This window comes from Antarctobacter sediminis, from assembly GCF_019218285.1.
GTDB lineage: Bacteria > Pseudomonadota > Alphaproteobacteria > Rhodobacterales > Rhodobacteraceae > Antarctobacter > Antarctobacter sediminis.
This window is the reverse complement of the sequence record NZ_JAHUZG010000002.1, coordinates 50,267-71,127: the sequence shown is the minus strand read 5'-3', so window position 1 is coordinate 71,127 and position 20,861 is coordinate 50,267. Positions and strand designations below refer to the sequence as shown.

Below are 20,861 nucleotides of genomic sequence, written 5' to 3'. Positions count from 1 at the left end.
TCGATTCGGCGGGCAACTGTGAAACGGGGGTGTGCAGGACGCGCCGTGATGCCCTCAAAACCCCGGCGAACCCGGCGTTTTTGCAGCGCTGGTGCGGTTTGCGCCAACAGTGTTGCGAAGGACTTGACGAACCCTGCGCATCTGCATATGCACCGTCAGACCAGATTCCGGGCGCCCCCCGAATAACCAAAACGGGCGGCGCCCTTTGATATTGGCGGGTGGGGCATGGTCCCGGCCCCGAGACAATGAGGACGAAACCATGTCGCGTGTTTGCGAACTGACCGGTAAAGGCCCGATGGTTGGCAACAATGTCAGCCACGCCAACAACAAGACCAAGCGGCGTTACCTGCCGAACCTGAATGATGTGACCCTGCAGTCGGAAACGCTGGGTCGTGGCATCAAGCTGCGCATTTCGGCGCATGCTCTGCGTTCGGTCGATCACCGTGGCGGTCTGGACAAGTTCCTTGCCAAGGCAAAAGACGTGGAACTGTCGGACCGCGCGCTGAAGGTCAAGAAAGAAATCATGAAGGCACAGGCCGAAGCCTGATCGCCTTTTGAGGGACAGTGATGACAGCCCCGCGGCTTGCGCCGCGGGGCTGTTTCCTTTTGTCGCTTTGGGCCGGGCCAACAGTGTGGATATATCTGCCTGACGATGCAGGTGTTTCGCGGGTTCATAGGTATTTTCCTTGCGGTCGTTCTGGCCGTCACGGGCCTGTCGGCGGCGCACGCACGCGGCCAGACCGGTCCGGCGGGCAGCATTGTCATCTGCAAGGGCCTGACAGTGGCCACCATTCTGGTGGACGCCGAGGGCCAGCCCGTCGAACAGCCACATATCTGCCCGGACGCGGCATTGGCGCTGTTTGTCGAGACAGGCGAAACGGATCTTCCTGCGGCGATTGCCGTGACATGGCGGGCCGTGGATTGGCCGCAGGCACGCCCGGTACAGGCGCGCGCGGCGGTCATGCACACTTGGGCGCGGGGGCCTCCTGCCTCTCTCTGACAGAAACGAAAACTGACAGAGATACTTGAGGACAAGAGAATGACCCTGAAAACCCTCTTTGCCGGTGCATGTGCGCTGGTGCTTGCAAACCCTGCCTTTGCTGAAATCATCATCACGGATGCCTATGCGCGCAGCTCGGGCCCGGCGGCCAAGGCAGGCGCGGCCTTCATGGTGATCGAGAACACGGGCGACGAGGACGACCGCCTGATCGCCGTAAGCTCGGACGTGGCGGTGCGTGTCGAGTTGCACACCCACAAGGACATGGGGGAAGGCGTGATGCGCATGATGGAAGTCAAGGAAGGCTTTGCCGTGCCCGCCGGTGGGACCCATGCGCTGCAACGCGGCGGCGACCACGTCATGTTCATGGGACTGAAAGGGCCGATGGCGCAGGGCGACACCGTGTCTGTCACCCTGACCTTTGAAAAAGCGGGCGAGATGGTTGTCGACATCCCCGTCGATCTCGAGCGTAAGCCGATGCATGGCATGGGGCATGGCATGGGCCACGGAATGGGTGCCACCAACTGAACCACGTGCCGGGGGGGCGGGCAGGATTGCCTGCCCCCAAAGCGCAATGGGGCCTAGCGGTGCAGCAGGCTGTCCACCCAGCGCGGCACCACATCCGAAGCCGGGCCAATATGATGCTGGCTGAACGCGCGCGAAACCTCGGTGCGCTCCAGGTTCAGTTCCACGGTTTCCGCCCCCGCCATCGCCGCCTCGACCACGAAACCCGCGGCGGGATAGACTTGGCCAGAGGTTCCGATAGCGGCAAAGATCGTGCATTCATGAAGGTGATCGGCGATCTCCTCCATGTGGTAGGGGATTTCTCCGAACCAGACCACATCCGGGCGGGTTGCGGCGGCCTTGCAGGCCGGGCAGAGGTCGCCCGGCTGCATCTCTTGCGGTGCGGTCCAGCGATGGTCGCAAGCCGCGCAGAGCGCGCCCGCGAGGATGCCGTGCATGTGCATCGCCTTTGCGCCCGCCTTCTCATGCAGGCCGTCAACGTTCTGGGTCACAAGGATCACCTCTCCGGGCCAGTCCTTTTGCAGGCGTGCCAGCGCCATGTGGGCGGCGTTGGGGGTGGCCGCAGCCGCCTGCTTGCGCCGCGCGTTGTAGAACCCGTGGACCAGTGCGGGATCGCGGGCAAAGCCTTCGGGCGTCGCCACGTCTTCGATCCGGTGCCGCGCCCACAGCCCGCCTTCGTCCCGGAATGTGCCCAGCCCGCTTTCTGCGGACAGGCCAGCGCCGGTGAGGATGACGATCTTGTCGCCCATGTGTCGATCCTTGCCCTGTTCCCTTCTGGCCGCTAGGACCCGGTCATGCGCCATCGTATCCTCTTTGTCTGTCTCGGCAATATCTGCCGCTCTCCTTCTGCCCAAGCCGTCGTGCGCGCCAAGGCCCGTGCGCGGGGGCTGGACCTGCACCTTGACAGCGCCGGCACTGGTGCATGGCATGTCGGAGAACCGCCCTACGGTGCGATGCAAAAGGCGGCGAGGGCGCGCGGGTACGAAATGTCGGACCTGAGAGCGCGGCAGGTTACGATCGAGGATTTCAACCGGTTTGATCTGATCGTGGCGATGGACGGTCAGAACCTGGACGACCTGAAGGATCTAGCCGCCGGGACGGGCCAAGCAGGGCTATGCCTGATGACGGATTTTGCGCCGGATACTGGTGCGACCCATGTGCCCGATCCCTATTACACGCGCGATTTCGACGGAACGCTTGATCTGATCGAACGCTGTGCGGACGGCTTGCTGGATCAGTTGTAAAGCCGCCGCGCCAGAAGCCAGGCCAAAGGGGCGGCGGCCACGAACCCTGTGGCGGCAGCGATGAGGATCGGTGTCAGCGTGCCGAACCCCGCCACCAGCACTATGATGATGAATGTTCCGGCCAGCGAGGTCGAAATCAACGAATAGAACAGGCTGGCGAGTCGAAACATGATGGTCTCCGGCGGTGCTGGTTTGCGCGACACATAGGCTCAGGCGCATGCGTTATCCTTGATCTGGGTCAGCCGCCGCTTGATCGGGCCGGGCGATTCCCGCTATTTTCGCGGCAAGAAATTTCACCCAACTGGATAGACCATGCGCAAATTTGCTTTCCTTTCCGTATGCGCCCTTGCCTTGGCGGCCTGTGATCCCACGACCTATATCGCCCAAAGCAGCCGCGCCGATGCGCCCGAAATCTCTTGTCTGACGCAGCCAAAGGGCGGCTGCGTTTTCAGTCAGTCCCCCTTGCGGGTGCTGGACGAACCCGTCGAGATCCCCAAGCGCCCGTACAAGTTCTTTCCGACGGCTGAACCGCTGAACTTTGTCGATGCCAAAGGCGGGCAATGGAACGCTCCGCCGCGGACGCTGACCGACGGGGCCTCGATCCCCAAGATCTTTGTCAGTATTGTCGGGGACCCCACTTCGCCCGAGTTCATCAATGCCGCCGCCGTGCATGATGCCTATTGCGGCATCGGCAACGAGGACGGCCCGATGTACCACCGCGCCAAGTGGGAGGACGTGCACGTCATGTTCTATGACGGGCTGATCGTCGGCGGCACGCCCGAGATCCGCGCCAAGATCATGTTCGCCGCGGTTTGGCTGGGCGGCCCCCGCTGGAAGGATCCGACCGGCGGGGTGGTGTCGACGCAGGGGCAGGGAGGCGGGCGCGGTGTCGCCTACGTCAACCCGATGGACCGTGTTCCGGTCCGCGAGAAACAGGCCGCGATGCGCCGCGTCAAAAGCTATATCGAGGGGACGCGTCCGCCGTTGCCTCGTCTGATCCGATACCTCCGCGTGGTAGAGGCGCAACTGGTGCAGGCGACCTTCCCCAACGCGCTGAACGACGATTACGTCGATGCGGCCTATGAGGAATACGGCTATGGCGACTATGGTTATTCCTTCGTCGACCCGGGAATGACGGGCGGTCTGACTGATCCGGCGGCGGGTTTGACCAGCCCCTGAGCAGGCAGGAGATAGCGGCGCGGGGGATGATCCGGATCAAGGTCGTTTGCCGCGCGGCGCGATAGGCTTCGGCGATCCCAGACGATCCCGGAGGAGCATATGATCACGCTGGACGATATCGAGGACATGACCTGCCTGACACGCGACGAGATCGAGGCGGTCGCCGAACATGACCACCTGCCCGAGGTCAATGCGTCATGTCTTGCCGAATACCTCATGCAGCAACACCACGGCGCGGCGAAGGTCCAGCAGATGATCTGTGAGGACATCCGCGAGGCGCTGCACCGGGGCGACAAGGAACACGCAAAAGACCTGTACGGGGTCTTGCATCACTTCCTGAAAGAGCACCCCGAGGCGGCGCGTGGTGCGCCCGCCTAAAGCGGCCGATCCCGTGACCGATCAGGGGCAGACGTAGACGATGGTCAACCCCGGTGCAGCCAGCGAGAGTTCATAGCTCACGCCGACTTCGCCTTGAAACGGCACGGGGCTGGGTTCGCTGCTGGGGGCGGGGCCGGGCAGGGTGGCACCGTTGCTGGCCCGGATCTGAACCTGCCCCGGCCCAAGGTTGTAGAGCGTCCACGTGTGGGTTGGCGACAGCAGGGCGATCCCCTGCTGGGGGCTGTTCAGGTCATGGCCAATACACTCACCCGGTTCCTGCGCGACAAGTGCAGCGGGCAGGGCGGCAAGGCATATGGCGAGTCGGATCAGGTGCATGAGGCCGGGAGATTAGTCGCTTGCCCACGGGGCGCAAAGCGGCAAAGCGTCCGTTTGGTTTCGCCCCTTGGGGCGCAGTTCGATGGAATTTACGCCCAGGGCTTGGACGGTGGCTGTCTTCAGGCTGGCGGGCAGCAAGGTTGTGGCACGAAGGCCCCAACCTTTACCTTTACCTTTACCGGATAAACCAAGGTCGATCGGTGCTCACTCATCCATCTTGAGTGCCGAGATAAACGCTTCTTGCGGAATCTCGACCTTGCCGAACTGGCGCATCTTCTTTTTGCCCGCTTTCTGCTTTTCCAGCAGCTTTTTCTTACGCGTCGCGTCGCCGCCGTAGCATTTTGCGGTCACGTCCTTGCGTAGGGCGGACAGGGTCTCACGTGCGATGACCTTGCCGCCGATGGCCGCCTGAATCGGGATCTTGAACATCTGGCGCGGGATCAGGTCCTTGAGCTTGGCGCACATGGCGCGTCCACGCATCTCGGCCCGGTCGCGGTGGACCATCATCGACAGCGCGTCCACAGGTTCGTCGTTCACAAGGATCTGCATCTTGACGAGGTTGTCCTCGCGGTAGCCTTCGAGTTGGTAGTCGAAGGACGCATAACCTTTGGTGACAGATTTCAGACGGTCGTAGAAATCAAAGACCACCTCGTTCAGCGGCAGGTCATAGACCGCCATGGCACGCGTGCCTGCATAGGTCAGGTCCATCTGGATGCCACGGCGATCCTGACAGAGCTTCAGAACGTCGCCAAGGTATTCGTCCGGCACAAGGATCGTCGCCTTGATGCGGGGTTCTTCGATACGTTCGATCTTGGACGGGTCCGGCATGTCTGCCGGGTTGTGCAGGTCGATCTTTTCGCCATCGCGCATGAAGACGTGATAGATCACGCTGGGCGCGGTTGTGATCAGCTCGATGTCATATTCGCGTTCGATCCGGTCGCGGATCACCTCAAGGTGCAGCAGGCCGAGGAAACCGCAGCGGAAGCCGAAACCAAGGGCGGCGCTTGTTTCCATCTCGTAGCTGAAAGAGGCGTCGTTCAGCGCCAGTTTCTCGATCGCGTCGCGCAGGTCTTCGAATTCCGCGGAATCGACCGGGAAGAGCCCGCAGAACACAACCGGGATCGAGGGTTTGAAGCCCGGCAGCGGCTTTTCGCAGGGTTTCTTGTCGTGGGTGATCGTGTCGCCGACCTTGGTGTCGCGCACCTGTTTGATCGAGGCGGTGAGAAATCCGATCTCACCCGGGCCAAGCTCGTCGACATTCTGCATGGCGGGGCGGAAGACGCCGATGCGGTCGACGCCGTATTTCGCGCCGGTCTGCATCATGCGGATGTTGTCGCCCTTCTTCAGCACGCCGTCCATGATGCGCACAAGGACGACAACGCCAAGGTAGGGATCATACCACGAGTCGACCAGCATCGCCTTGAGCGGCGCGTCACGGTCGCCGCCGTGAGGCGGGGGCAGACGCTTGACGATAGCTTCGAGCACGTCCGGGATGCCGATACCGGTCTTGGCCGAGATCAGGCAGGCGTCCGAGGCGTCAATGCCGATCACATCCTCGATCTGTTCGGCCACGCGTTCGGGTTCGGCGGCGGGGAGGTCGACCTTGTTGAGCACCGGAACGATCTCGTGGTCCGCCTCGATAGCGGTATAAACGTTGGCCAGCGTCTGCGCCTCGACCCCTTGGGAGGCGTCGACCACCAGCAGCGAACCTTCGACCGCACGCATCGAGCGGGAAACCTCGTAGGCAAAGTCGACGTGCCCGGGGGTGTCGATCAGGTTGAGCACATATTTTTCACCGTCCTGCGCCGTGTAGTCGATGCGGACGGTGTTGGCTTTGATCGTGATGCCGCGTTCCCGTTCGATATCCATCGCGTCGAGCAGCTGCTCTTTCATGTCGCGGTCGGACACGGTGTTCGTGGACTGGATCAGCCGGTCGGCCAGGGTGGATTTCCCGTGGTCGATATGGGCGACGATCGAGAAGTTGCGGATGTGCGAAAGGGGTGTGCTCATGTCCCGCGATATGCTGCGGAATAGGGGTTTGGTCAAGTGGGCATGGAGGTTTGCCGGTATGACGCGGCAATCATCACTGCGCGATGAGGGCGGGCCTTGGGCGGTGGCGGGACCGGTTCAGAACTCGCGCCGGAGTGGTTCGTTTGCCGCCCAGGCCTTGCGGTCCATGATGTAAGGTGTTTCGCCGAAATCCACGGCCCAGGTTTCGACGATGAATTCCTGACCGGTGTCTGTCTGAAAGATAGATGCCACCGTGTGTGTCCAGAATTCGCGGGTCATAAAGCCGAGGGTGACGCGCTGTCCGGGGCGGTGAAAGCGCAACAGGCCCGCGTCGTCCAGCATTTTGAGATAGACAGCGGTGTTCACCATCTCGTCGACGCAATCCTGTGCCTTGACGCCCAGTTGCAGCGTCGAACCGGCCTTGTCGCTGTCGTAGCCGGTCTTGTGGCCGACGATGACCTCAAGCCGGCGCAGGGTTTCTGCCAGGGCGCGGCGCTCAGCCTTGGCAGAACGGGGAAATGAGGCAAGCGGGGCTTTCGCCTGCCTCCATTCCGCCGGTGCCAGCGACACGGGAACGCGCTTGTTGCAGTTGTGACTGCCGCAGATCTGAAAGGCCGCCGGTCGCGGATCACTGACGCCAAAGCTCATCCTTGCGCGTTCCAGATCTCCGCCGCTGACGTCACAGCCGACGAGCGCGACGAAACCGGCAAGCAAAAACAGGCGGGCGGACCAAGACATGAGCCGTTCCTTTTCTGACCGTGGGCTGCCTTGCAAATCAGGTGCCGCAGGGCAATGGCGGGATTTGTGGCATCTGTGCAGTTGTGGGGTCATGGCAACAGGCGCGCGCTGTCGGTTGCGCATTCGGAAACCCACCGTTTACCTTGATGCGCCTAATGTCCCCGCGGATAAAAACGGGGGCAGGATATGGCGAGGGTCGAAACCACGCTGGCGCGGGCCAGGGCACATGAACGCAAGGGGGATGCCGGGCAGGCGCGCGCATTGTGCCGCGATGTGCTGGCGCGGTATCCCGGCAATGCCAAGGCGCGGACCTTGATTGCGCGCCTGCCCGAACATGCTCCACCGCAAGAGGTGCTGGACCTCTTGGTCAAGGCTCACAAGGCCGGGCATACGGTTCTGGTTGCCGAAGAGGCGGGGCGGCTGTTGCCCGTCTATCCCGAAAGCTATGTTCTGTGGCAAATCCACGGCGGCGTTTTGCTGGAGCTTGGTGCCTTTGCCGAGGCAGAGCAATCGCTGGCGCGCGCCGCGGAACTGCGCCCGGACCTGCCCGAAGCGTGGGTCAATCATTCCGTCGCCCTGCGCGCTACGGGTCGCATGGAAGAGGCCGAAAGCGCCGCCCGCACCGCCTTGCGCCTGGCCCCCGCGCATTTGGGGGCAAAGATGGAACTGGCGGCCGTTCTGGCGGATCGGGGCAATCTGCCAGAGGCTGCCGGCCTGTGCGATGAGGTGATCGCGGCCTCGCCCGATGTTGCCGTGGCCCACAACATTCTTGGCGTGGCGGCCTATGAACAAGGCGATTTTGCCAAGGCAGAGGAAAGCTATCGGCGTGCGGTCGCGATTGCGCCCGCTTTCGCCGAGGCGCATCGCAACCTTGCAGCGATCAAACGGTGGGACGGCGCGGATGCCCATTTGCGCCAGATGCGCGCCCTGTACGACGACCCGGCGCAGTCGCCAATGGATCGGGCGCGCATCTGTTTTGGCCTCTTCGACGCCTATGACAAACTGGGGCAGCCCGACCGTGCATGGCCTTTTCTTGAAGAGGGCAACGCCCTGCGCAAGGCAATGATGGGCTATGATATCGCGCAGGATGATGCGCTGTTTGAAAGGCTTGCGGATCTGGAGGTGCCGGCGCTGTGCGAGGTTCCTTCGCCCCCGGTGGTGCCGATCTTTATCCTTGGAATGCCGCGATCCGGCACAACCGTGACAGAACAGATCATCTCGGCGCATCGCGACGTGGCCGGGGGTGGCGAACTGCCTTACCTTGCCGATCTGGCCCGGCGGTTCCTGACCGGCGATCCCGTGACGCCAGAGGCCTTGCAGGACCTGCGGGACACCTATCTGTCGCGGCTTGCGGAACTGTCCGGGGGCGCGCGCTATGTCACCGACAAGATGCCGCATAACTTCTGTTTCCTGCCGCTGATCTGCGCGGCCTTCCCCGAGGCGCGGATCGTCCATGTGGTTCGGGATGCGGTCTCGGTCTGCTGGTCCAACCTGCGGCAGTATTTTACCGCGCAATCGCTGGGCTATTGCTATGATCTGGAGGATGTCGTGGCCTATTACGGGCTGTATCAAGACTGGACCGCGCGATGTGAGGCGGATTGGCCGGGGCGTGTGCAGCGGTTGGATTATGGCGGTCTGACCGAAGCCCCGACGCAGGAAATACAGGCGCTGATTTCGGAACTCGGGCTTGCGTGGGACGATGCCTGTCTTGCGCCTCAGGACAACCGGCGGCGGGTGCATACGGCCTCGGCCGGGCAGGTGCGGCAACCGCTCTACAAGGCGCGCAAGGATGGCTGGCCCCCCTATGCGCCATGGGTGGCCGAGGCCTTTGGCCGTTTGCACGAGGTTTCTTGAAGCGGCGCGCGGTTTGGCGCATGATACGCTCGAGGGCAGAGCCGGTTCAGACGGAAAATCCGCGGCCGGTCAACGAGAGACAGGTAATTATGAAGCAAGCGGTAATTCTGGCTGCCTGCCTTGGGCTGGCGGCATGTGGCGGCGGAAATTCCTCCAAGCGGTCCTATGGCGCGCCGCAGGTGCGGATCAGTTCGGGCCCCATCGCGGACGCCTGCGTCGCCGCCGGGCGGCAAGGGGCAACGCGGCGGCTGTGCGGTTGTGTGCAGGGCGTGGCGGATCGGGATCTTTCGGTTTCGGATCAACGCCTGGCGGTGACCTTCTTTTCGGACCCGCATCGCGCGCAGGAAATCCGCCAGTCGGACAATCCCCGGAACGAGGCGTTCTGGCAGCGCTACAAGGCCTTTGCCGCCCGCGCAGAACAGGTCTGTCGCGGGCAATAGGCGGTGGTCAGGCGACCTTGGCCTGCGCCACGATCCGCGCGACAAGACAATCGAGGCTATCGGTCCAGGCGACGTCCTGCGGCAGCAGCGGGGCGGCCAGTGACAGTTCCGTGCAGGCGATCAGGATGTGATCGGTGCGTTCCTGTAGCCGCCGGGCCTCTTCGGTCAGCGCGGGCAGGATCTGTTGCGCGGTCGCGCCGGCCTTGATGGCGCGGATCATCCCTAGCAGCGGCGCGTCGTCGGGGGGCGCGGTAAAAGGCGCGTCAAGGTAATGATCGAAGACGCCGGTCAGCCGCGTGGCTGGAGAAGCAAGGATGCCGATCCGCCCCTTGTCCGACAGCGCCTTTGCGGTGGCCGAGAGCATGTCGATAAAGGGCAGGTCGGTCGCGGCCCGGATGCCCGCCGCATAGTGATGCGCGGTGTTGCAGGGCATGGCCAGCGCCGTGGCGCCCGCTGACTCAAGATCGCGGGCCATGGCCTGCAAGGCGGGCAGGGGTGAGGGGCCGGTGCCGTCGATCAGCGCGGCGATGCGCGAAGGCACCGCCGGGTTCTGATGCACGATCAGCGGCACATGATCGGCGTCATCCTGCGCCGGCACCGCGTCCAGCACTTTTTGCATCAGCAGGATGGTGGCCTGTGGCCCCATCCCGCCAAGGATTCCTACAGGCCTCATGCCCGCGATTTCACGTCGAATGCATGGGTGTAGCCGGTCAGGCCGATGGCGCCGCCGGTGTGCAGGAACACCACGCGTTCGTGGCTTTTGAAATGGCCCTTGCGGATCAAGTCGATCAGCCCGGCCGCGCCTTTGGCGGAATAGACCGGGTCCAGCAGGATCGCCTCATGGCGGGCAAAGAGGTCGATCGCCTCCAGCGTGCTTTCGGCGGGAATACCATAGCCGTCACCGACGTAATCGGTATTGGCCACAACGTCTTCGCGCGCAACGACACCGGGGCAGCCCAGTTTCTCGGCGGTCTTCACGGCTAGGTTGAAGACGTTCTCCTCTTGCTTGGGTTTGGGCGCGCGCACGCCGATTCCCAACAGGGGAATGTCAGCGTTCATGGCCTTCAACCCGGTGATCAGCCCGGCCTGCGTCCCGGCCGAGCCGGTGGCATGGACGATGTGATCGACGCGCAGCCCGGTTTCGACAAACTGGTTCAGCATCTCAAGCGCGCAGTTGACATAGCCCAGCGCGCCGGTGGCATTCGATCCGCCGCCGGGGATCGTGTAGGCGCGCTTGCCCTTGGCGCGCATATCTTCGGCCACGGCCTCCATCTCGGCGTTCATGTCCAGATCGGGGCCGCGATGTTCGATCGAGGCGCCATGCAGCACGTCCAGAAGAACGTTGCCGTTGTAGCGATAGTTTTCGTGGTTATAGCCGGTGCGGTCCTCCAGCAGGATATGGCATTCCATCCCCAGCTTGGCGGCGGCCGCGGCGGTCTGGCGGGCATGGTTCGACTGGGTTGCGCCCTGCGTCAGGACAACGTCTGCGCCCTGTTCCATGGCCTCTGCCATGAGGAATTCCAGTTTGCGGGTCTTGTTTCCGCCTGTTGACAGACCGGTGCAATCGTCGCGTTTTATCCAGATTTCCGGACCGCCCAACAATTCGCTAAGGCGGGGCAGGGGTTCCAGCGGGGTGGGCAGATGGGCAAGGCGGACACGGGGGAACTTGGCAAGATTCATGATTCAACTTTCATTGGCAACGCAGGCGCGTGGAGAGAGGTTGGCCAGCCGCGCTTCGGCGGTCAAGGCGTGACCGGTCATGCCCTCGGCGCGGGAAATGACCGAGGTGGCACGGGCAAGGGCGGGCAGGGCCTCGCCTTCGGCCCTCTGCCATGTGACGGTTTTCAGGAACTTGTGCACCGACAGCCCACCAGTGTAGCGCGCGGCCCCGCCAGTGGGCAGCACGTGGTTGGGCCCCGAGGCCTTGTCACCAAAGGCCACCGTGGTGTTCGGGCCAAGGAACAGCGAGCCGTAGGCATTCAGCCGCGCGTTCCACCACGGCAGGTCTGCGCATTGGACATGCAGGTGTTCGGGCGCATAGCGGTCGGCCTCGGCGGCCATTTCCTCACGGCTGTTGCAAAGAAGGATTTCGCCCATCGCCTCCCATGCTTGCAGCGCGGTCGCACCGTTGTCCCCGCCGATCAGTGCGCAGGTTTTCGGCATGATTTCGGCCACCCGGCGGGCCAGAGGTTCGTGATCCGTCACCAGCCAGCAGGGCGAGGTCGGCCCGTGTTCGGCCTGTCCGGCAAGATCCAGCGCGACAAGCTCGGGGTCGGCGGTGGCATCCGCGACAATCAGAACGTCGGTCGGTCCGGCGAACATGTCGATGCCGACGGGACCAAAAAGCTGTCGCTTGGCTTCGGCCACATAGGCGTTGCCCGGTCCCGCCAGCACGTCGGCGGCAGGGGTGCCAAACATGCCAAAGGCCATGGCCGCGATGCCCTGAACGCCGCCCAGGGTCAGGATCGTGTCAGCCCCGGCGAGATGCATGGTGTAGAGCGTTGCCGGGTCAATCCCCAGCGCCGTTCCATCCGGGCCGCGACGTGGCGGGGCGCAGGCGGTGACATGCGGCACGCCCGCCGCGCGGGCCGTGGCAATGGTCATCAGCGCCGAGGCGATATGCGCGTACCGCCCGCCCGGCACGTAACAACCAGCCGCCGAGACCGGCAGGCATTTCTGTCCAGTGGTCAGTCCGGGATGAAGTTCGAGTTCGAAATCCTGCACCGATTGCCGCTGCGCCTCGGCAAAGCGACGGATGTTGTCATGCGCATAGTCCAAGGCTTGTTTCAGGGCGTCGGGCACGTGGCGACCTGCTTCGCGGGCCATGTCCGGCGGCACGGTGATTTCGCCGGTCCAGCCGTCTAGGCGCCGGGCATAATCCCGGGCGGCTTCCTCGCCGCCGGTTTTCAGCCGGGCAAGCATGATCTGGACGGTATCTGAGATGTCCGCCTGAGAGGCGGGCGGCAAGCCGGGAGCGGATTTGATCAGGCGGGACATGTGTTTTCCTTGACGGCGGCGGATAGGTTCACAAAAACGGAAACTGTGACCTCGGGAGATCTGTGATGTTGATGAAGGGTGTGACGCTTCGAGGGCTTGAGGTCTTCGAGGCGCTGGCAGAGACGGGGTCGGTGGCCAAGGCAGCCGAGGTGACAGGGCTGAGCCAACCCGCCGTCAGTCAGCAAATGCGCAATCTCGAGGCGGCGCTGGGCGTGGATCTTGTGGATCACGGACGTCGCCCGATGCGGCTGACCCCGGCGGGCCGGTCGTTCCTGCAACGTACGCAGGCAGTGCTGCGGCAATTGCGGCTGGCGCAGAACGAACTGACGGTTATGGATCTGACCCATCTCAGCACGCTCAGCCTTGGCGTGATCGACGATTTCGACAATGATCTGACGCCGCGGCTTGTCACCATCCTTGCCGAAAGCATGACGCGCTGCCGGTTCAAGCTGATCACCGCGCCCAGCCATGAGATCTCGGCCGAGATCAAGGCGCGGCGCTTGCATCTCGCGATTGCCGCCAGCAGCGGAGAGGTGATGGAGGGGATCGTGGAATATCCTTTGGTCCGAGACCCTTACATCCTCGTTTGCGCCAAGGGGGCGGCAGAGGCCGCAGGGGGAGTAGAGCCGTTGATGCGCAGTCTGCCGATCCTGCGCTACGACCGCGCCCAGTTGATCGGTCGCCAGATCGAGGCGCATCTTGCGCGGCAAAAGCTGGAATTTGCAGAGCGTTTCGAAATTGGCGCGCACCTGTCGTTGATGACACTGGTGGCGCGGGGCATGGGCTGGGCGATCACCACGCCGCTGGGCTACATGCGGGCGGGGCGCTATCACGACCAGATGGAGGCGCATCAGGTCCCCTTCAAACCCTTTTCGCGCACCATTTCCCTGTTCGCGGGCACCGATTGGGCCGACCGTGTTCCGCGCGACGTGGCGCGAACCACGCGGATGCTTGTCGGGGACATGGTCATCGGCCCCGCGCTTGCGCAGCTGCCCTGGCTGGAGGGCGAATTGAGGGTGATGGAAAACTGAGCGGCCACCCCAAAGGCGTGCGCCCAGCGTGCAGACCTGTCGCATAAGGCCAGATTGCCCTGCGGGCACGGCCTGTCCATGCTCAACTGGCGGTTTTCGGAAGGGAAAGCTGAACCTTCCGAAAACGTGAAACTGTGAAGGCGCGCGATCCCAGGGGCGGGCTTATGCCACGCGGTCAACCGTCGCCGACATGATCGAGAAACGCCCGGACAGAGGCTTCGAATCCACGCGCGTCATCCGCATGCAGCCAGTGACCCGCCTTTGGCATCTTTGCGAACCGTGCCCGTGGAAAGAGTTCACGGATGCGGGGGCGATGTTCAGGCAGCACATAGTCGGACTGGCCGCCGGAAAGGAACAGAGCCGAACCCTGGTATTGGCCCTCGACCTCGGGAAAGCCGAGGATCTTGGGCATCTCGGCCGCCAGCGTGTCAAGGTTCAGCTTCCACCGCTTTTCCTTGAGATCCAGCGATTGGGTGAAAAAGCTTTGCAGGGTCGGGTCGGGCACATGTTTGGCCAGCTGCGCCACCGCGTCCGACCGTTTTTCGACCTGAGACAGGTCAACCGCGCGCATCGCCTCGATGAATTGCATCTGGCTGTGGCTGTAGGCGACCGGGGCAATGTCCGCGACCAGCAGGGAGGCGACCTTTTCGGGATGGGTCAGCGCAAGCACCATCGCGCTTTTGCCGCCCATGGAATGACCGACAACATGGGCCCTGCTGCCATGCGCGTCGATGACCTCGGCCAGATCGTTGGCAAGGTCAAAGTACGAATGGCTGTCGGTCCGGGGGCTGTCACCGTGGTTGCGCATGTCCGGCGTCAGCACGTGCCAGCGATCGGCAAGCCGCTTGCCGATCACACCCCAGTTGCGACCGGACCCGAACAATCCGTGGACAATGACAAGAGGAAGCCCGCCGGGCGTGCCATGAGAAAGTGTATTCAACATGTCCCGAGTCATACGCCGCCCCGGCCACAAGGGCCAGAGGGCGCAGGCCCCGGTCAGTCGTCGCGCATTTCGGTGCCGCGCAGGCGCAGGAACAGGCTTTGTTCGTCGTCGTTGCGGAAGAACGGGACGGAACTGGGCGGGGTGGCGTCAGTCGCCCGCGCCGCGACCTCTGCCAGAACGACCTCGGTGATGAAGGGAAGGTCGAAGTTGCGGATCTCATCCACGGCGATCCATTGCAGGTGCGAAAGCTCGTCCGCGGCGGCGTCGAAATCGTCGAGGTCGGAAACCAGTTCATCGGCGTCCAACAAGAAGAACCGCGCATCAAAGCGGCGCGGGCGGCCCGGCGGGGTGATGGCGCGAAAGATGAATTGCAACGCATCCGCCGAGGGGCGGTGCCCGGTGCCGGCGAATTCAAGCCAGTCTTCGGGGATCGAATCAGGCCAGGGCGCAGGCACCCCAAGGATCTGGCCGGTTTCTTCCCACAGTTCGCGCACGGCGGCAGCGGCCAGCGCGTCGGCGATGCCGGGGGCGGCATCTTCGGACAGGCGCGCCGCGCAAAGCGGTGCCAGCGGCCGGGCCAGCGGGACGCTGGCGTCCGCCGCATCCACAGCGCCGCCCGGAAACACGAATTTATTGGGCATGAAGGCCGCCTTGGCCCCCCGTTGCCCCATCAGAACCCGCGGCCGCGTGGCCCGGTCACGCAGGACCACCACGGTGGCCGCGTCTCGGATTGCTGTCTTGTCGATAGGTTTTTCGATCGTGTCACTCATGCCGCACCCTCAGTTTGGGGGTGCGAATCCATGCATCCCACGTGCCCATTGGAAGGCCACGATCACCCCTTTCAATCGGGGCAGAAGATAGAGCGAGAGCGCGACACAGCCAACGCCAAAGATCGTGAAAAGCACCAGCGGGTCAGGGCGCCACGTGGTAAAGACAAACATCAGCAAGGGCGCCATCAGGTGGCCGACGATCAGGATCGTCAGGTAAGCCGGGCCGTCGTCGGCACGGTGGTGGTGCAATTCCTGTCGGCAGACCGGGCAATGATCGCGCACGGTCAGATAACCCGTGAGCATCGGTCCCGTACCGCAGTTCGGACAGCGACGCCGCCATCCACGCCAGAGCGTCGGCCAAAGCTCGTCCTGCTCTTGCGCGTCCCGTGTATCAACCATGTTCATCCTCGCGTTTCAAAGCCTCAAGATGGCTGCGGGGGGCTTTGGTCGGAAGGGTGCAAACTGTCCTTGCGTCTGGATGTCACAGATCACGCGGGCGTGATCCAAACGCACAAATTTTTTGCGACGGAACCCGCGTGCTGCCCCGTGATAGCCTGCAGAGACGCCCGAGGCAGGGCGGCTTGGACAACCAAGAAGAACCTCTGGAAGGACAAGACAATGAACAAGACTGCACTTTTGATCTCTGGCGCGCTGGTCGTCGTGATGGGAACTGCCGGGATCGCCTCGGCCAAGGGCATGGGCCATGATGGTCAAGGTCCGCGTGGGGCCTTCATGCAGGAAATGTTCGCTCAGATCGATGCGGACGGCGATGGCAAGATCACCAAGGAAGAAATGGAAGCCTTCAAGACGGCCCGTTTCGAAGCGGCCGATACCGACGGCGACGGCAAGCTGTCGTACGAAGAACTCGGTGCGGTCCGGGATGCCCGCCGCGTCGAGCGTGCGCAGAAGATGGTCGAGCGACTGGACACCGATGGTGATGGCCTGCTGAACGCCGATGAACTGGCAGCGGCGCGCCCCGGTCGCGAAGGACGTGGTCCCGAGGCGATGTTCGACCGTCTGGATGCGGATGGGGACGGCGCGCTGACGCTGGAAGAAATCCAGTCGGCCAAGGCCATGCGCAAGGGCGGCAAGCACCGCTTTGGCGGCCACGGCCACGAGCAGGGCCATCGCGGCGGCAAGGGGTTCCCCTTCTTCGGCGCCCCCGACATGTCGGACGACGGCTGATGAAATGCGCCGGGCGGCGGTTTGCGCCGCCCGGACCGTTGCAAGCGGCCACGCGCCGCGTTAGCGCGGAACAATGGACGGGACATGCCTTTTGAAGCCATGAGCGCGGCTGCGGACGAAGACCTTCTGGCGGAATATGCCGCCGGCGACGCCAACGCGGCTCGCGCGCTGACACAACGTCTGGCGCCGCGGGTGTTTTCGCACGCGATGCGGATGCTGGGCGGCGACCGGGCCGAGGCCGAAGACGTGGCGCAAGAGGCGCTGTTGCGGCTTTGGCGTGCGGCCCCCGCGTGGCGGACCGGTGAAGCCAAGGTTTCAACCTGGCTTTATCGGGTGACGGCGAATCTGTGCATCGACCGCATTCGGCGGCGTCGCACAGGGCCGGATCTGGATGCGGTTCCCGAACCGGTGGACGAGGCACCCTCGGCGGCGGCCGGAATGCAACAGCAGGCACGCGCGGAGGCCTTGCAAGGGGCGCTGGACAGCCTGCCGGACCGGCAGCGGCAGGCGGTGATCCTGCGGCACATCGAGGGGCTGTCCAACCCCGAGATCGCCGAGATCATGGACATCGGCCCGCGCGCGGTGGAGAGTCTCGTGGCGCGGGGCAAGCGGGCTTTGGAGGCGGCGTTGATCGGGCGCCGCGCAGAACTGGGATATGAAGACGATGACTGAGCGCAAGGACTATCCGAACGATCCGGCACTTGCGGGGGCCGAACAGGGCGACACCGCGCTGGAGTCGTTCTTTGCCGCCGCGCGCGCAGAGACCCCGCAACCCGGCGGCGATTTCCTCGCCCGGATGGAGGCGCAGGCGCTGGCCGAACAACCAAGGCCACAAGCGGATCAAGAGGTGATCGCGGTGCGGCGTCCCGGTATGCTGCGCCAGTTGCGCGATGCTTTGGGCGGCTGGGTTGGCGTCACCGGTCTGGTCACCGCCTGCGCGGCCGGGATCTGGATCGGGGTGAACCCGCCGGACAGTCTTTCGGTCATCTGGGGCGGCGACGCCGCTTCGCTTGGAACCCTCGGGGTCGATCCGCTCAGCGGTTTTGACCTTGCTTTGTTGGAAGGCTGAACCATGGCAGCTGAGACGGAAAAGAAGTCCCGGACAGGGCGCTGGCTGCGCGTGATGCTGTTCGTGTCGCTGGCGCTGAACCTTCTGGTTATGGGGGCGGTTGCCGGTTTCGTGGTCAAGGGGCCGCCAAGCCCGCGCGGTGACCGGAGCGATCCGGTTCTGCCCTACACGCGCGCCTTTGACGAGGAACAGCGGCGCGCATTGCGCCGCGCCTTGTGGCGGTCGTTTCCCAAGGATGGCAGCGTCCGTGCGGCTTATCTGGCCGATTACCAGCAGGCCTTGGGGATCCTGCGCAGCGATCCGTTCGATCGCGAGGCCTTGGCGGCCTTGCTGACCGCGCAATCCGAGCGCGGTGCCGAGGCGCGGCTCCGCGGTCAGGAAGTGTTGATGACCTTCCTAGGAGAGTTGAGCGCGGACGAACGCAAGGCCTATGCTGACCGGCTGGAAGAAGAGCTGGACAAGATGCGGCATCGCAAGCGGACGCATGACGACGGCAAGGGCGGGCACCACAAACCGCGTGACGTCAAGAACTGAGCCCCGAGCCGCTCCGGTTCAGGTGAGGCCGGCCCTGCGGGGGCGGCCTTCTTCTTTTTCGTCGCGCGGTTGGGGCGGTTTGGCCGTCTGGCCGGCACGCGGGGTAAAAGGACGAACCGTGTCGGCCATCACCACCGTATTGCGGCCCTTGTTCTTGGCCGCATAAAGCGCCTCATCCGCGCGTTCGATCAGGTCGAGCGGGCTGACATCATGACCGGGGCGCCCGATGGCGACACCGATGGACAGGGTCACGGTCAGTTGCGTGCCATCTGGCAAGGTCACCGGCTGGCGCGACATGATCCGGCAAAGGCGTTCTGCCGTCCTTTTTGCGGCGGTCCGGTCGGCGTCGGGCATGGCGACAAGGAATTCTTCGCCCCCCCAGCGCGAGATCAGGTCGGCGGCGCGCAGATTGTCCTTGAGCCGTTGCGCAAGCGTGACCAGAACCGCGTCTCCGGCGGCATGGCCGTAGCTGTCATTCACCTGTTTGAAATAATCCAGATCCGCAAGCAGCAGAGCATAGGGCCGTTTTTGGCGGTTCGCCCGGTCGGCCAGGCGCGAGACATGCGGCACCGCGTAACGGCGGTTGTACAATCCGGTCAACGGATCGCAGACCGCTGCCTGCAATCCGTCGCGCATGTTTGCGCGCAACCGGTCGTTTGTCCGTTTCCGTTCCACCTGTTTTTTCAGGCGGATCGCCAATTCGTCCAGATCCAGCCCCGAGTCGAGCAGGTCATTGGCTCCCATATCCAGCGCGCTTGCGGCCTCGCGCTGATGGTTTGGCTGTGCGATATAGATCAGCGCGGAATGGCGGGTGTTCCGGCTGGCCCGTAACTGAGGCAGCAGGGTCAGCGCCTCTCCGGTGCCGCCCGGAGGTTCGGCGACCACGACCACATCCGGGGCGGGTGTTTGTTCGCGCAGCGCGTCCTCTGGATCGACAACCTCGATCCGGTCGGGAATACGCGCGGCCAGACCTTCGTTCAGCAAACGTGTTTCCGGCAGGCGCGGGGGCGAGACGAGCCGCACAAGGCCCGGTCTGACAAATTCAGCCCCCTGTTCCGCCAGCCCAAGCGCGCGCTGTGTGTCGTCGCGCAATTGCAGCTCGGCCTCGGCATCGCGCGCCCGCAAGAGTGAGCGCAGGCGCGCCAGCATCACAAGGTCGTCAATCGGGCGGGTCAGGACATCATCCGCCCCGGCCGCCAATGAGGCCAGCCGTTCGCCCGGGTCATCTTCGCCATGCAGGACCACGACCGGAATGCGAATGCTGAGCGGCATTTCGTTGATGGCCGCGCACAGCGCACGACCGGTCATGTCGGGCAGTTCTGTCGCCGTAATCACCAGATCCGGAGAGACCTTGCGCAGCATGGAGAGGGCGGTTGACCCACAGTCCGCCTGTATGACTTCGTAATAGGCGGCAGACAGTTTCACACGCAGGATAATGCGGTTCGTCGGAACCGAATCTACTATCAGTATGCGTCCTGTCATTTGTTGACACCCCCCGCACATGCAGTCTATCCGCACGCGGCCGTGCTTGCACTTTGTCTTGCCCTCAGCTTTGATGATTATTGGTTAAGAAACCCTTTCGGAAAGAGATCAAAATGGATCTGTCGCGGGAAACCGCCGAAACCATCGGCCTGCAAGCCGTGGCCTGGCTGGCCGGAAACGACGAATTGCTGCCTGTCTTCCTTGGTGCGACCGGGGCTTCGCAAGAAGACTTTCGCACTGGGCTGCAAGACCCGGAATTCCAAGGCGCAGTGCTGGATTTTCTGCTCATGGATGATGCTTGGGTGATGGCCTTTTGCCAAGCGGCGGATTTGCAGCCGCAAGAGCCTATGGCGGCGCGCATGGCGCTGCCCGGCGGCGCATCGGTGCATTGGACATGACGGGGCCGATGATCGAGGCCGTGCTGTTCGACAAGGACGGCACGCTGTTTGATTTCGCCGACACATGGAACGCCTTTGCTGCGCGGTTGATCCAGCGTCTGGCCGAGGGCGATGACCTGCGGCGGCATGGATTGGCGCGGGTGTTGATGTTCGACCTGGAAACCGGGGGCTTTCTGCCGGAAAGCCCGGTGATCGCGGGGACCAACCGTGAGGTGGCCGAACTGATTTCCCCGGTGCTGCCGACCCGCGCGGTCGAAGAGATCGAGGCGCTCATCATTGAAGAAGCCGAGACCGCGCCGCTGAGCGAGGCTGTTGCACTGGTTCCTTATCTTGCGGGGCTGGCGGCGAGGGGGCTGAGCCTTGGTGTGATGACCAATGACAGCGAAACCGTGGCGCGGGCGCATCTGCGGTCGGCGGGGATCGAAGGAATGTTCGATTTCGTCGCCGGGGCAGACAGCGGCCATGGCGCGAAACCTTCACCCAACCCCTTGTTGGCCTTTGCAAGGGCAACGGGGCACGCGCCTGATCGGGTCATAATGGTGGGCGACAGCTTGCATGATCTTGTGGCCGGACGCGCGGCGGGAATGTGGACGGCAGGTGTGCTGACGGGGCTGGCCGATGCGGACACGCTGGCGCCAATGGCCGATGTCGTCCTGCCTGATATTGGCCATCTGCCGGCATGGTTGAGCAGGCAGGAAAGCTGAAAGCGACCAGAAGCGTCGGAAATGCGAAGGAAGGAAGGGCGCAGGCG

27 protein-coding genes are annotated in these 20,861 nt (G+C 63.6%); 15 read left to right on the top strand and 12 right to left on the bottom strand.

The annotated features are described in order from the left end of the window. The first annotated feature begins 259 nt into the window (after window positions 1-259). From rpmB to KJP30_RS08020, 3 genes are all read left to right on the top strand, one after another. Window positions 260-547: a 50S ribosomal protein L28 gene (gene rpmB, locus KJP30_RS08030; RefSeq protein ID WP_218448525.1), complete on the top strand. Its 288-nt coding sequence runs from the start codon at window positions 260-262 to the stop codon at window positions 545-547. A gap of 105 nt (window positions 548-652) precedes the next feature. After that, the gene (locus tag KJP30_RS08025; protein ID WP_218448524.1) at window positions 653-1,000 is read left to right on the top strand and encodes a hypothetical protein; all 348 of its coding nucleotides are present in this window, start codon (window positions 653-655) and stop codon (window positions 998-1,000) included. Window positions 1,001-1,039: 39 nt separating this feature from the next. Beyond that, window positions 1,040-1,525 (top strand): copper chaperone PCu(A)C, encoded by a 486-nt coding sequence (locus KJP30_RS08020; RefSeq protein WP_218448523.1) that lies wholly within the window; start codon window positions 1,040-1,042, stop codon window positions 1,523-1,525. Window positions 1,526-1,578: 53 nt separating this feature from the next. On the opposite strand, the gene KJP30_RS08015 is transcribed toward KJP30_RS08020, so the two are convergent. Next, on the bottom strand, window positions 1,579-2,271 hold the full coding sequence (locus KJP30_RS08015) for an NAD-dependent deacylase (protein WP_218448522.1): 693 nt from the start codon (window positions 2,269-2,271) through the stop codon (window positions 1,579-1,581). Window positions 2,272-2,316: 45 nt separating this feature from the next. Between KJP30_RS08015 and KJP30_RS08010 the strand changes: the two genes are divergently transcribed. Next, on the top strand, window positions 2,317-2,766 hold the full coding sequence (locus tag KJP30_RS08010) for a low molecular weight protein-tyrosine-phosphatase (protein WP_218448521.1): 450 nt from the start codon (window positions 2,317-2,319) through the stop codon (window positions 2,764-2,766). On the opposite strand, the gene KJP30_RS08005 is transcribed toward KJP30_RS08010, so the two are convergent. Then, window positions 2,757-2,936, bottom strand: a complete 180-nt coding sequence (locus KJP30_RS08005; protein ID WP_218448520.1) for a CTP synthetase — start codon at window positions 2,934-2,936, stop codon at window positions 2,757-2,759. The two genes, KJP30_RS08010 and KJP30_RS08005, sit on opposite strands and share 10 nt — an antisense overlap. A 142-nt stretch (window positions 2,937-3,078) precedes the next feature. Between KJP30_RS08005 and KJP30_RS08000 the strand changes: the two genes are divergently transcribed. After that, window positions 3,079-3,945, top strand: a complete 867-nt coding sequence (locus KJP30_RS08000) for a DUF1353 domain-containing protein (RefSeq protein WP_218448519.1) — start codon at window positions 3,079-3,081, stop codon at window positions 3,943-3,945. A 99-nt stretch (window positions 3,946-4,044) separates the two neighbouring features. Further along, window positions 4,045-4,323 carry a hypothetical protein gene (locus KJP30_RS07995; protein ID WP_218448518.1) on the top strand — a complete coding sequence of 93 codons (279 nt, stop codon included), beginning with the start codon at window positions 4,045-4,047 and terminating at the stop codon, window positions 4,321-4,323. A gap of 21 nt (window positions 4,324-4,344) precedes the next feature. On the opposite strand, the gene KJP30_RS07990 is transcribed toward KJP30_RS07995, so the two are convergent. The 3 genes from KJP30_RS07990 to KJP30_RS07980 all read right to left on the bottom strand — a co-directional run bounded on the left by KJP30_RS07990 (window position 4,345) and on the right by KJP30_RS07980 (window position 7,407). Continuing rightward, window positions 4,345-4,659 (bottom strand): hypothetical protein, encoded by a 315-nt coding sequence (locus KJP30_RS07990; RefSeq protein WP_218448517.1) that lies wholly within the window; start codon window positions 4,657-4,659, stop codon window positions 4,345-4,347. A gap of 204 nt (window positions 4,660-4,863) precedes the next feature. Then, window positions 4,864-6,669, bottom strand: a complete 1,806-nt coding sequence (gene lepA / locus KJP30_RS07985) for a translation elongation factor 4 (protein ID WP_218448516.1) — start codon at window positions 6,667-6,669, stop codon at window positions 4,864-4,866. A 117-nt stretch (window positions 6,670-6,786) separates the two neighbouring features. Beyond that, the gene (locus KJP30_RS07980) at window positions 6,787-7,407 is read right to left on the bottom strand and encodes a hypothetical protein (protein ID WP_218448515.1); all 621 of its coding nucleotides are present in this window, start codon (window positions 7,405-7,407) and stop codon (window positions 6,787-6,789) included. A gap of 186 nt (window positions 7,408-7,593) precedes the next feature. Between KJP30_RS07980 and KJP30_RS07975 the strand changes: the two genes are divergently transcribed. Continuing rightward, the gene (locus KJP30_RS07975; protein WP_218448514.1) at window positions 7,594-9,261 is read left to right on the top strand and encodes a tetratricopeptide repeat-containing sulfotransferase family protein; all 1,668 of its coding nucleotides are present in this window, start codon (window positions 7,594-7,596) and stop codon (window positions 9,259-9,261) included. An 89-nt stretch (window positions 9,262-9,350) separates the two neighbouring features. Beyond that, window positions 9,351-9,701, top strand: coding sequence for an arginine transporter (locus tag KJP30_RS07970; RefSeq protein ID WP_218448513.1), 351 nt, complete (start codon window positions 9,351-9,353; stop codon window positions 9,699-9,701). Between the two features lie 7 nt (window positions 9,702-9,708). Here KJP30_RS07970 and cuyB read toward each other — a convergent pair whose 3' ends face one another. From cuyB to hisD, 3 genes are read right to left on the bottom strand one after another with little or no spacing between them, the layout of a single operon-like run. Continuing rightward, a complete protein-coding gene (gene cuyB / locus KJP30_RS07965; RefSeq protein WP_218448512.1) occupies window positions 9,709-10,374 on the bottom strand; it encodes a cysteate racemase in 666 nt (221 codons plus the stop codon). Next, window positions 10,371-11,381 carry a D-cysteate sulfo-lyase gene (cuyA, locus tag KJP30_RS07960; RefSeq protein WP_218448511.1) on the bottom strand — a complete coding sequence of 337 codons (1,011 nt, stop codon included), beginning with the start codon at window positions 11,379-11,381 and terminating at the stop codon, window positions 10,371-10,373. The genes cuyB and cuyA overlap by 4 nt, the downstream gene beginning before the upstream one ends. Window positions 11,382-11,384: 3 nt before the next feature. Next, complete coding sequence (hisD, locus tag KJP30_RS07955) at window positions 11,385-12,698, bottom strand: histidinol dehydrogenase (RefSeq protein ID WP_218448510.1); 1,314 nt, start codon at window positions 12,696-12,698, stop codon at window positions 11,385-11,387. A gap of 65 nt (window positions 12,699-12,763) precedes the next feature. Here hisD and KJP30_RS07950 point away from each other — a divergent pair, with 65 nt between their 5' ends. Beyond that, window positions 12,764-13,729, top strand: coding sequence for a LysR family transcriptional regulator (locus tag KJP30_RS07950; protein ID WP_218448509.1), 966 nt, complete (start codon window positions 12,764-12,766; stop codon window positions 13,727-13,729). A gap of 175 nt (window positions 13,730-13,904) precedes the next feature. Here the strand turns inward: KJP30_RS07950 and KJP30_RS07945 are convergent, their stop codons facing one another. Genes KJP30_RS07945 through KJP30_RS07935 form a run of 3 tightly spaced genes read right to left on the bottom strand, consistent with a single transcriptional unit; the run spans window position 13,905 to window position 15,841 of the window. After that, window positions 13,905-14,672 carry an alpha/beta fold hydrolase gene (locus KJP30_RS07945; RefSeq protein ID WP_218448508.1) on the bottom strand — a complete coding sequence of 256 codons (768 nt, stop codon included), beginning with the start codon at window positions 14,670-14,672 and terminating at the stop codon, window positions 13,905-13,907. A gap of 53 nt (window positions 14,673-14,725) precedes the next feature. Beyond that, window positions 14,726-15,442, bottom strand: a complete 717-nt coding sequence (locus tag KJP30_RS07940; protein ID WP_218448507.1) for an NUDIX hydrolase — start codon at window positions 15,440-15,442, stop codon at window positions 14,726-14,728. A 9-nt stretch (window positions 15,443-15,451) separates the two neighbouring features. After that, complete coding sequence (locus KJP30_RS07935; RefSeq protein ID WP_224874067.1) at window positions 15,452-15,841, bottom strand: DUF983 domain-containing protein; 390 nt, start codon at window positions 15,839-15,841, stop codon at window positions 15,452-15,454. Window positions 15,842-16,060: 219 nt separating this feature from the next. Between KJP30_RS07935 and KJP30_RS07930 the strand changes: the two genes are divergently transcribed. The 4 genes from KJP30_RS07930 (at window position 16,061) to KJP30_RS07915 (ending at window position 18,230) form a co-directional block, all read left to right on the top strand. Continuing rightward, entirely contained in the window at window positions 16,061-16,627 is a 567-nt protein-coding gene (locus KJP30_RS07930) for an EF-hand domain-containing protein (protein ID WP_218448505.1), read from the top strand. Between the two features lie 84 nt (window positions 16,628-16,711). Then, window positions 16,712-17,299, top strand: coding sequence for an RNA polymerase sigma factor (locus tag KJP30_RS07925; protein ID WP_218448504.1), 588 nt, complete (start codon window positions 16,712-16,714; stop codon window positions 17,297-17,299). Next, on the top strand, window positions 17,292-17,696 hold the full coding sequence (locus KJP30_RS07920) for a hypothetical protein (RefSeq protein ID WP_218448503.1): 405 nt from the start codon (window positions 17,292-17,294) through the stop codon (window positions 17,694-17,696). The genes KJP30_RS07925 and KJP30_RS07920 overlap by 8 nt, the downstream gene beginning before the upstream one ends. A gap of 3 nt (window positions 17,697-17,699) precedes the next feature. After that, entirely contained in the window at window positions 17,700-18,230 is a 531-nt protein-coding gene (locus tag KJP30_RS07915) for a periplasmic heavy metal sensor (protein WP_218448502.1), read from the top strand. A gap of 18 nt (window positions 18,231-18,248) precedes the next feature. Here KJP30_RS07915 and KJP30_RS07910 read toward each other — a convergent pair whose 3' ends face one another. Further along, window positions 18,249-19,712, bottom strand: a complete 1,464-nt coding sequence (locus tag KJP30_RS07910) for a diguanylate cyclase (RefSeq protein ID WP_218448501.1) — start codon at window positions 19,710-19,712, stop codon at window positions 18,249-18,251. 113 nt (window positions 19,713-19,825) lie between these two features. Between KJP30_RS07910 and KJP30_RS07905 the strand changes: the two genes are divergently transcribed. Continuing rightward, on the top strand, window positions 19,826-20,110 hold the full coding sequence (locus tag KJP30_RS07905; RefSeq protein WP_218448500.1) for a DUF3572 domain-containing protein: 285 nt from the start codon (window positions 19,826-19,828) through the stop codon (window positions 20,108-20,110). Then, on the top strand, window positions 20,107-20,814 hold the full coding sequence (locus KJP30_RS07900; RefSeq protein ID WP_218448499.1) for an HAD family hydrolase: 708 nt from the start codon (window positions 20,107-20,109) through the stop codon (window positions 20,812-20,814). The genes KJP30_RS07905 and KJP30_RS07900 overlap by 4 nt, the downstream gene beginning before the upstream one ends. The last annotated feature ends 47 nt before the right edge of the window (window positions 20,815-20,861 follow it).